Origin of the sequence: Streptomyces sp. adm13(2018) (genome assembly GCF_008042145.1) — a bacterium.
In the GTDB taxonomy this organism is placed as follows: Bacteria; Actinomycetota; Actinomycetes; order Streptomycetales; family Streptomycetaceae; genus Streptomyces.
The window spans coordinates 1,863,130-1,870,629 of the sequence record NZ_RDBH01000129.1; the positions used below are offsets into that span (position 1 = coordinate 1,863,130).

6 protein-coding genes, 1 pseudogene and 2 other annotated features (1 of these 9 only partly in view) are annotated in these 7,500 nt (G+C 69.0%); of the genes and pseudogenes, 2 read left to right on the forward strand and 5 right to left on the reverse strand.

Translation table 11 applies throughout. The features are described from left to right. Together EAO70_RS38130 and EAO70_RS25360 are read left to right on the forward strand one after the other, a co-directional pair. Positions 1–620 (forward strand): annotated as a pseudogene (locus tag EAO70_RS38130) (MFS transporter); the annotation flags it as partial. A gap of 23 nt (positions 621–643) precedes the next feature. Continuing rightward, positions 644–1,543, forward strand: coding sequence for a hypothetical protein (locus tag EAO70_RS25360; protein ID WP_148005055.1), 900 nt, complete (start codon positions 644–646; stop codon positions 1,541–1,543). A gap of 72 nt (positions 1,544–1,615) precedes the next feature. On the opposite strand, the gene ptsP is transcribed toward EAO70_RS25360, so the two are convergent. The 5 genes from ptsP to EAO70_RS25390 all read right to left on the reverse strand — a co-directional run. Then, positions 1,616–3,286, reverse strand: coding sequence for a phosphoenolpyruvate--protein phosphotransferase (gene ptsP, locus EAO70_RS25365; RefSeq protein WP_148005056.1), 1,671 nt, complete (start codon positions 3,284–3,286; stop codon positions 1,616–1,618). 80 nt (positions 3,287–3,366) lie between these two features. After that, positions 3,367–3,816: a PTS glucose transporter subunit IIA gene (locus EAO70_RS25370; protein ID WP_148005057.1), complete on the reverse strand. Its 450-nt coding sequence runs from the start codon at positions 3,814–3,816 to the stop codon at positions 3,367–3,369. Positions 3,817–4,497: 681 nt separating this feature from the next. Beyond that, positions 4,498–4,921 (forward strand) — a sequence feature (16S ribosomal RNA rRNA prediction is too short). A 332-nt stretch (positions 4,922–5,253) separates the two neighbouring features. Further along, positions 5,254–5,442, forward strand: a sequence feature (23S ribosomal RNA rRNA prediction is too short). A 39-nt stretch (positions 5,443–5,481) separates the two neighbouring features. Further along, entirely contained in the window at positions 5,482–5,988 is a 507-nt protein-coding gene (locus EAO70_RS25380; protein WP_148005059.1) for an HNH endonuclease, read from the reverse strand. A gap of 168 nt (positions 5,989–6,156) precedes the next feature. After that, on the reverse strand, positions 6,157–6,693 hold the full coding sequence (locus EAO70_RS25385) for a YbhB/YbcL family Raf kinase inhibitor-like protein (protein WP_148005060.1): 537 nt from the start codon (positions 6,691–6,693) through the stop codon (positions 6,157–6,159). A gap of 51 nt (positions 6,694–6,744) precedes the next feature. After that, positions 6,745–7,500, reverse strand: partial view of a sporulation protein gene (locus EAO70_RS25390; RefSeq protein WP_148005061.1) — the 3' portion only. It continues 27 nt past the right edge of the window; only the last 756 of its 783 coding nucleotides appear in the window; its start codon lies beyond the right edge, outside the window; the stop codon is at positions 6,745–6,747.

Here is a 7,500-nt window from a genome sequence, read left to right on the forward strand (position 1 = left end):
CCCCCTGGCGCGACCGGGGATTCCTCGGCTTCACCGCCGCGGACTCCGTCTTCTACCTCCACGACTCGATCCTCCAGGTCGCCCTGCCGCTCTGGATCGTCCACGCCACCGAGGCCCCCGTCGGCCTCGCCCCGCTCCTGATGGTCGCCAACAGCGCCCTGGTGGTGATCTTCCAGGTCCCGCTCTCCCGCTTCGGCTCCTCCACCGAGGCCGCCCGCCGCCTGCTCGTCCCCCTCGCGGTCCTCTTCGCCGTCGGCACCCTCGCCCTCGCGGTCTCCGCCCTCGGCGGCCGGAACCTCGCCGTCGCCGCCCTCCTCACCGCGGCCGTCGCCCTCACCTTCGCGGAGATGATCCACACCATCGCCTCCTGGGAGATCTCCGTCGCCCTCGCCCCCGACGACGCCCAGGGCGCATACCTCGGCGTCCACGGCCTCGCCCAGTCCACCCAGCGCTTCGTCGGCCCCCTCGTGATGACCGGCCTCGTCTCCGCCGGCCCCCTGGCCTGGCCCCTCCTCGGCGCCACCCTCGTCGCCACCACCGCGGCCCAGAACCGCCTCGTCCGCCGACGCCTCCCCCAACCGTCACTGTCAGTGGCGAAGGTTACGGTGAGTGAGCACTGATCGGACCGTACCCAGGGGGAGACATGACACGGACCGGCACCACCACCGCGGAGCTCCGGCGCGCCCTGCGCCGTGAAGTCCCCAGCACCGTCGGCCTCCTCGCCGACGAGCACGACTTCACGGCCATGCGCCGGTACCGCACCTTCGCCTTCGACGACCACACCACCTACCTCCGCCACGCCGAGGCCCTCCTGAGGAGCCTCGCCGCCCGCGGCGGCCACACCACCGTCACCCTCTTCGACCCCGAGGAGTTCGCGGCCTACTGCGCGGAGACGGCTCTGGACCCCGACCACCCCACCAGCCGCAGCCGCTTCACCGCCCACCTCGCGGCCACCGGCGCCCGCGTCACCTACACCGGGCAGCCCCTCAGTACCCTCCTGCCCGAGCTGGTCGACACCGCCGTCCGCCACGCCACCTGGGAGTACGCCACCACGGTCCTCGCCACCGCGGGCGACTGCGCCACCTGCGGCAAGGACATCGGCAGGGCCTCCTTCGAGCGTGCCGCCCGACTCCTCGCCCGGCTCCTGGAAGCCGCCGGGACCGGCACCCACCACCTCGTCTGCAGCGTCCCGGCCGCCGACGACCGACTCCTCGCCGTCCTCCACGCCGACGGCGGCAGCCCGCACACGGACGTCGAGGACGCCGCCGCGGCCGAGTTCACCGCGGTCCTCGCCGCCGGCATCGCCCTCGGAGCACCCGGCGGACTCGTCCTGCGCACCACCCGGCCCGGCGCGCGCGACCGCCTGCACGGCTGGCGCCTCACCGGCGGCACCCTCACCCCCCTCACCGAGGCCGAGGTCTTCGCCGCCTACTGCACCGACGCCCGCACCGGAGAACCCCTCTCCCCGGAACCGGGAGTCGACCACCTGGCCGGCTTCCCCGTGACCCCCGACCCCGACGACGACTGGACCACCCACCACTGACCCCGTCCACGCCGAAGGGGCTCCCCGCCACCTCCGTGACGGAAAGCCCCTTCGTCGCTCACAGCCGGGACATCACTCCCCGGACAGCACCGCCTGAGCGGCCACGCGCGCCTCGTGCGCCGTGTCCGCGGCACGCGCCGCGGCAGCCGCACGCTCGCACTGCGCCAGCGTGTACTTGGCCAGCGTCGCCCGCACGTACGGAATCGACGCCGCACCCATGGAGAGGGAGGTGACCCCCAGGCCGGTCAGCACACACGCGAGCAGCGGGTCGGCCGCGGCCTCGCCGCAGACGCCGCAGCTCTTCCCCTCGGCCTTCGCCGCCTCGGCGGACAGCGCCACCAGGTCGAGCAGCGCCGGCTGCCAGGGGTCCTGGAGCCGCGACACCGCGCCGACCTGACGGTCCGCCGCGAAGGTGTACTGCGCCAGGTCGTTGGTACCGAGCGAGAGGAACTCGACCTCCTGGAGGATCGAGCGGGCCCGCAGCGCGGCCGAGGGAATCTCGACCATCGCACCGAACTTCGCCCGCAGCCCCGCCTCGCGGCACGCGTCGGCGAAGGCCTTCGCGTCCGTACGGTCGGCCACCATCGGAGCCATGACCTCGAGCCACACCGGCAGACCCTCCGCCGCCTTCGCGAGCGCGGTCAGCTGGGTCCGCAGGACGTCCGGGTGGTCCAGGAGCGAGCGCAGCCCCCGCACGCCGAGCGCCGGGTTCGGCTCGTCGGCCGGAGTCAGGAAGTCCAGCGGCTTGTCCGCACCGGCGTCGAGCACCCGTACGACCACCCGGCCCTCGGGGAACGCCTCCAGCACCTGGCGGTACGCCTCGACCTGCTTCTCCTCGGACGGAGCCTTCTGACTGTCGTCCAGGAAGAGGAACTCCGTACGGAACAGGCCGACGCCCTCGGCACCGGCCTCCACCGCCGCGGGGACGTCCGCCGGACCGCCCACGTTGGCGAGCAGCGGCACCTTGTGACCGTCCGAGGTGGCGCCAGGACCGCTGGACGTCGCCAGCGCGGCCTTGCGCGCGGCGGCCGCCTTGGTCAGCTCCGCCTTCTTCTCCTCGCTCGGGTCCACGAAGATCTCACCGGTCGAACCGTCGACCGCGATCATCGTGCCCTCGGCGAGCTCACCCGCGCCCGGCAGCGCGACGATGGCCGGCACACCCAGCGCCCGCGCGAGGATGGCGCTGTGGCTGGTCGGTCCGCCCTCCTCGGTCACGAAGCCGAGCACCAGCGCGGGGTCGAGCAGCGCGGTGTCGGCCGGCGCCAGGTCCCGCGCGATCAGCACGTACGGCTCGTCGCTGTCCGGCACGCCCGGCATCGGCACACCGAGAAGGCGCGCCACGATCCGGTTCCGGACGTCGTCGAGGWCGGCGACCCGTCCGGCCATGTACTCGCCGGCCCCGGCGAGCAGCTCGCGGTAGTGCGAGAAGGCGTCGTAGATACCGCGCTCGGCCGTGCTGCCCACGGCGATGCGACGGTCCACGTCGGCGATGAGCTCGGGGTCCTGGGCGATCATCGCCTGGGCCTCCAGCACGTGCTGGGCCTCGCCGCCCGCCAGGTTGCCGCGCGCATTGAGGTCGGCGGCGACAGCCTCGACGGCCTGACGGGCGCGCCCCTGTTCGCGCTCCGCCTCGTCCGCCGGGATCTGCTTGGCCGGCGGTTCGAGAACCGCCGTGCCCATGTGCCGGACCTCGCCGATCGCCACACCGTGGCTGACGCCGACGCCTCGCAGCGTTGTCTCCATCTCACCCGTCTCCCATAGAGCGGCGGCACCTGCCGCCGCGATGAATGTCGAACTCGCGGTCGTCACGGGGACGATCCGGCTCAGCTCCAGCCGAAGAGCTGGTCGCCGGCCTTCACGTCGCCGTCCTCGACGACGTGGGAGAGCGAGTCCGCGGTGGCCTCCAGGGCCACGACGGGACAGATGGGGGACTTGCCGGCGGCCTCGACCGCGGCGGGGTTCCATCGCACGACGGCCTGGCCGCGCGTGACGGTGTCACCCTTGCCGACGAGGAGCTCGAAGCCCTCGCCGTTGAGCTGAACGGTGTCGATCCCGAGGTGGGTCAGCACCCCGTGGCCCTCGCCGTCGACGACGACGAAGGCGTGCGGGTGCATGGAGACGATGACCCCGTCGATGGGGGAGACGGCCTCCGAGGCCTCACGTACGGGATCGATGGCGGTGCCGGGCCCGACCATCGCACCGGAGAAGACCGGGTCGGGAACTGCGGCGAGACCGATGGCGCGTCCGGCAAGCGGCGACGTCACGGTTGTCATGGGAAGCCTCCCAGGGGCGGAGATTGTGTGGCGCCGTCACTACCTGTCCTGGACGGCGTACTGTTCAGAAGCGTAAGTCATAAGAAGTCCCGGTTCCGCACGAGACGTACCAGTTGGGCGGAGCTAGGGACTACCGGAAACGATTTGCCTCTACTGACGGTGGGATGTACTGTCGTACTCCTGCCTGACCTCAAAGCGGCTTTGTGTCGCGGGTCGGCAGCACCTATCAAGCCAGATCCTAACCCCAGTGGTCTACACCTCTGCGTGCTCGCAGGGACGTGGTCGGGGGGGCCGAGAAAGCCTGGTAACGTTCAACCCCGCCGGGAACGGAAAGCACGAAAGTGAATTCCTGCCCGGTAAACCCCCTCCAGCGGGTGGCGGAAACGAGAAATCGGGTCTGCTAGGCTGGAAACACGAAATACCGAAGGGAAGCCCGGAGGAAAGCCCGAGAGGGTGAGTACAAAGGAAGCGTCCGTTCCTTGAGAACTCAACAGCGTGCCAAAAATCAACGCCAGATTAGTTGATACCCCGTCCATCTTCGGATGGCAGGGTTCCTTTGAAAGTCCTGCCGGCCCTTGTGGTCGGTGGGCAACATACACAGCGAGGACGCTGTGGACGGTCGGCCACATTCCGGCATGACCGTCCCGCTCAACGCGAGTGTCACCCGATTACGGGTAAACATTCACGGAGAGTTTGATCCTGGCTCAGGACGAACGCTGGCGGCGTGCTTAACACATGCAAGTCGAACGATGAAGCCCTTCGGGGTGGATTAGTGGCGAACGGGTGAGTAACACGTGGGCAATCTGCCCTTCACTCTGGGACAAGCCCTGGAAACGGGGTCTAATACCGGATAACACCGGCTTCCGCATGGGAGCTGGTTGAACCCCATGAAGTCGGAGTTGCTAGTAATCGCAGATCAGCATTGCTGCGGTGAATACGTTCCCGGGCCTTGTACACACCGCCCGTCACGTCACGAAAGTCGGTAACACCCGAAGCCGGTGGCCCAACCCCTTGTGGGAGGGAGCTGTCGAAGGTGGGACTGGCGATTGGGACGAAGTCGTAACAAGGTAGCCGTACCGGAAGGTGCGGCTGGATCACCTCCTTTCTAAGGAGCACAGTACCGATTGCAGGCAAACGTTCTGCACGGTCAGCTCATGGGTGGAACGTTGATTAGTTGGCACAGTCTTGATCCGGTGAATCGTGAGTACTGCTTCGGCGTGGAAAACGGGATTCTGGAAACGGACTGTGCTTGGCACGTTGTTGGGTGTCTGAGGGTACGGCCGGCTGGTCGTCCTTCAAGATTCCGGCCCCAGTGAACTCACCTGCTTGTCGGGTGGGGTGGTGGGTGGCTGGTCGTTGTTTGAGAACTACACAGTGGACGCGAGCATCTGTGGCCAAGTTTTTAAGGGCGCACGGTGGATGCCTTGGCACCAGGAACCGATGAAGGACGTGGGAGGCCACGATAGTCCCCGGGGAGCCGTCAACCAGGCTTTGATCCGGGGGTTTCCGAATGGGGAAACCCGGCAGTCGTCATGGGCTGTCACCCATGCCTGAACACATAGGGCATGTGGAGGGAACGAGGGGAAGTGAAACATCTCAGTACCCTCAGGAAGAGACCCCCTCCGTACGAAGCTCACACCCGGGGGCCACGCCCACGGGACCGCGTCACGCGGCGGCCTTCGAGAGCCACTCCGGGAGGTCCGCCCGCTCGCTCGCCCGCATCGCCAGCAGCATCGCGTCCGCCGGCGTCGGCTCGAACGGCTGGAACAGCAGCGGCATCCCCGCCTGCTCCGGCGTCCGCGCCGCCTTGCGGTGGTTGTCCTCGGCGCAGGAGGCGACCGTGTTCAGCCAGCTGTCCCCACCCCCCTGGGCACGCGGCACCACGTGGTCGACCGTCGTCGCCCGCCGCCCGCAGTACGCGCACCGGTGCTGGTCCCGCACCAGCACCCCCCTCCTCGACCACGGAGCCTGTCTTCGGAACGGCACCCGTACGTAGCGGCAGAGCCTGATCACCCGCGGCACCGGGAGATCGACGGCCGCACCGCGGACCCGGAGATCGGGATGGGCGTGCTCGACGACGGCCTTGTCCGTCAGGACAAGCACCACCGCACGGTTGAGAGAGACCGTCGACAGCGGCTCGAAGCTCGCGTTGAGTACCAGCGTGTCCCGCATTGTGCCCACCTCCCGTGTGCAGGCCCGGCCCCGGAGCGGGGCGGTGAAGCCTGGATCAACGATGGCCGGGCCGGCCGGGGTCGGACAACGCAATATTTTCCCGCGCAACAAAAGATGCCCGCTTCTGATCTCTCCAAGACCAGAAGCGGGCAAACAACAAACGAACGATCAGCCCGTCGTGGGAGCCGTGTACTCACCGACCAGCTGGGCCCGCCCGAGCGTGTGGAACCGCAGGTTGAACCCCACCGCCGCCGGCGACACGTCGCTGTCCGGACCGAGCTTCTCGCTGTCCACCGCGTACACCGTGAACACGTACCGGTGCTCCTCGCCCGCCGGGGGAGCGGCACCGCCGAAGTCCTTCGAACCGTAGTCGTTGCGGACGTGCACCGCCCCGTCCGGCAGCCCCGCGAACGACCCCGACCCGGCACCGGCCGGCAGCTCGGTCACCGACGCCGGGATGTCGAACAGCACCCAGTGCCAGAACCCGCTGCCCGTCGGGGCGTCCGGATCGAAGCAGGTCACGGCGAAGCTCTTCGTCTCCGCCGGGAACCCCTCCCAGCGCAGGTGCGGCGAGGTGTTCCCCTCCGCGTACACCTGGGCGTCCTTCAGGACCCCGCCCGGCGCGATGTCGTCGCTCACCACGGTGAACGCCGCCACCGGCGGGTGGAAGTCATGGGGGAGCGGCGCCCTCTTGCCCTCGGACACGTGGAAACCTCCGTCTCGTCCGTACTGCCTCAGCAGCCCTTCGGGCCGAGCCTAGAGCCAGTTGCGACGGCCGCCGACCTCGGCGAGCCACTGGTTCAGGTAGGCCGCCCAGTCGGTGGAGTGGAAGTCGTGCAGACCCACCTTGAACGCGCGGAACGAGTCGCTGCCCTCACCGAACAGACCCGGCTTCTTGTCCATCTCCAGGACGACGTCCATCTCGCGGTCGTCCGCGACGAAGCTGACCTCGACCTGGTTCAGACCCCGGTACTGCTGCGGCGCGAAGAACTCGATCTCCTGGTAGAAGGGCAGCTTCTGCCGCGTGCCGCGGATGTGACCGCGCTCCATGTCCGCGCTCTTGAAGCGGAAGCCCAGCTGGAGGAAGGCGTCGAGGATCGCCTGCTGCGCCGGCAGCGGGTGCACGTTGACCGGGTCGAGGTCACCGGAGTCCACGGCACGGGCGATCTCCAGCTCGGTCGTCACACCGATGTTCATGCCCCGGAGCTGCTGACCCGAGACGGACGTCACCGGGGTCTCCCACGGGATCTCCAGACCGAACGGCACCACGTGCACCGCGCCGGCCTTCACCTCGAAGGCACCGCCCAGCCGGACCTTGACGAACTCGATGTCCTGCTTGTGCTCCTGGTCGCCGCCCTCGACCTCGACCCGCGCCTGCAGGCCGACCGAGAGGCCCTCGATCTGCTGGTCGACGCTGCCGCCCTGAATGCGGACCTCACCCTGGACGACACCGCCCGGAACCACGTTCTCCTCGGTGAGCACCGTCTCCACGGTCGCCCCGCCGGCACCCAG